We start from the raw sequence: 2,678 nt of genomic DNA, 5'->3' as shown, positions 1-2,678 counted from the left end.
GGCGGCCCGCGCCCCCTCCACTTCACCCTGCTCACCCAGCAGGACTCCCAGGTTGATAGCCGCCGTTGGTGCCTGGTCATGGCCGAAGTCGATGGCCAGCTGATAGGCGGCCCGCGCCCCCTCCACTTCACCCTGCTCACCCAGCAGGACTCCCAGGTTGACAGCTGCCTTTGGTGCCTCGTCAGGGTGGCCGGAGTCGATGGCCAGCTGATAGGCGGCCCGCGCCCCCTCGGGGTCACCTTGCTCACCCAGCAGGACTCCCAGGTTGAAGGCTGCCGTTGGTGCCTGGTCATGGCCGGAGTCGATGGCCAGCTGATAGGCGGCCCGCGCCCCCTCCACTTCACCCTGCTGCTTAAGCAGGATCCCCAGGTTGAAGGCTGCCCTTGGTGCCTGGTCAGGGTGGCCGGAGTCGATGGCCAGCTGATAGGCGGCCCGCGCCCCCTCGGGGTCACCTTGCTCACCCAGCAGGACTCCCAGGTTGACAGCTGCCGTTGGTGCCTGGTCAGGGTGGCCGGAGTCGATGGCCAGCTGATAGGCGGCCCGCGCCCCCTCGGGGTCACCTTGTTCACCCAGCAGGACTCCCAGGTTGAAGGCTGCCTTTGGTGCCTGGTCAGGGTGGCCGGAGTCGATGGCCAGCTGATAGGCGGCCCGCGCCCCCTCCACTTCACCCTGCTGCTTAAGCAGGATTCCCAGGTTGCCGGCTGCCGTTGGTGCCTGGTCATGGCCGGAGTCGATGGCCAGCTGATAGGCGGCCCGCGCCCCCTCCACTTCACCTTGCTCACCCAGCAGGACTCCCAGGTTGACGGCCGCCTTTGGTGCCTCGTCAGGGTGGCCGGAGTCGATGGCCAGCTGATAGGCGGCCCGCGCCCCCTCCACTTCACCCTGCTCACCCAGCAGGACTCCCAGGTTGACGGCTGCCTTTGGTGCCTCGTCAGGGTCAGAACTGGTAATGGCTTTTCGTGCCGCGGTGATGGCATGACTGAGCTGCTTACGTTCATAAGCGGCGTAGGTGATGGCATGGGCATCGGCAGGGGTGGCCACATCGATCAGCTCAGCCCATAACTCCTCGGGAATGGGCCGGGCCGGACAGTCGGCAAGGGCGCCCTCATCGGCGGACAACAGGTGGTCCAGAACCTCCCATCCGGGGTGTGGGGCTGGCGTGTCGGTGCGGGAGGCGGATTCAGGGGCGGGGGTGAGCAGGGCCACCTGAGAGGCGATCGGAACGGCGGCCCACTGGTACAACCCGTTGCGGTAGGCGCTTGTGGTGGCGGGCATTCCGGCGCGGACACGCGGCAGGTAGACCGCGAACAGGCGGGTGAGTTCGGCGTCGGTGAGGGGGCGGGGCAGGCCGGCACGGCGGGCGTCGATGGCGGCTTGGACGATGGCGTACCCGGCGGGGCTGACGTCCTGTCCGGCGCGGTACTTGGCGATGAGTTCGGTGCCACCGACCAGGGTTTCGGCAATGCTGCCGCGAAAGGCCTCCCCTGGATACAGCGCGGTGGCCTGGGCGTGTTCCTCAGGAGTGAGGGCACGAAAGGCCAGCTCATGGCCTTCGCCATTGTTGTGGGTACGGGCCAGGGCCGCTCGGGCGGTGTGGGTGATGTCACCACCTGAGGCGAGGATCTGGCTGCGGCGAGTGGCGGTCATGGTGGCCGCGAACACCGCCCGTTCGGCGATGGTGTCCAGCACCGCGGCGGTCAGGGCTTCCAGATCGGCCACGGTGAGATCGTCCAGGTACACCAGGGCCGGGCCGTCGGAGCTGAAGGGCAGGCCCAGACGGGTCAGCTCGGCCAGAGCTTGGCCGTCGGCGGGCAGCAGGACTTGGGTGCGGGCGGGCAGCGCCGCGTGCAGGGCTTCGGCCAGGGTGCGGGACTTCCCGGCTTTGGTGGGCCCCCACACCAGCACGAACGGAAACGGCGGTCCGGGCGCGGTAAGGGCGGTGCGGATCTGCTCGTCGTCGGGGGTGCGGGAGACGTAGGGGGCGTTGCCGCTGCGGGTGTAGCGGGTGGGGGTGGCCCCCAATCGCTCAGGATTGACCTGTTCCAGAAGCAGACGGCTGGGGTGGCCGTGAGCCAGCAAGGCGGCGACGCGCTGGTCACGCTGGAGGCGTTCCTCGGCTCGCCGGTGGGCGTCCTCGACGCGGTGCCCGATGATCGGCAATGCGATGGCGAGGGCCGAGCAGGTCAGCACCATCAAGATGGCCAGGGTGATCACCGAGTCGCTTTGGCCGGGCAGCTGCATCAGCATCGTGGTCACCGCGATCAGCGCGGCATTGACCGCGGTGGCTGTGATGATCCAGACCAGGAGATGACGGCGCACCCACAGAGAGATCCCGCGCCAGCGACCATTGAAGGGCTGTAGATCTCTCACCGAAAGCGTCCCCTTGTTGCGGTCGCCGGTCTGGTTAAGCACCATCGTCGGAGCGTGCGACAGGAGGGATGGCTGCGGGGAGGAATCTGCTACCAAACCGCAATACTGACGGCATCAGAGCGGGGCGAGAGGCTCGCGGCCTGGAGCCGCTGGCGGCCGGGACCGGCCCCCAGGCCGCATGCCCGGCCGCCGAGCGGGCGCAAGGCCGGGCGACGGCGCGCCGCGCCGCCTCATGATACCCCCCCACAACAATACGGCAGGGTGCGCGCAACGGCATCCCGCCGCGTTGATAGGCTCCCGCGGACACG

General features: G+C 68.6%; 1 protein-coding gene. It reads right to left on the bottom strand.

The features are described from left to right. Nucleotides 1-2,415, bottom strand: a 2,415-nt coding sequence (locus AB0395_RS29200) for a tetratricopeptide repeat protein (RefSeq protein ID WP_366286439.1), incomplete at its 3' end; no start/stop codon positions are given. Nucleotides 2,416-2,678 lie beyond the last annotated feature (263 nt).

Origin of the sequence: Streptosporangium sp. NPDC051023 (assembly GCF_040689595.1) — a bacterium.
Taxonomy (GTDB): domain Bacteria; phylum Actinomycetota; class Actinomycetes; order Streptosporangiales; family Streptosporangiaceae; genus Streptosporangium.
Note: the sequence above shows the minus strand (reverse complement) of the source record. Positions and strands in the feature narration are given on the sequence as shown.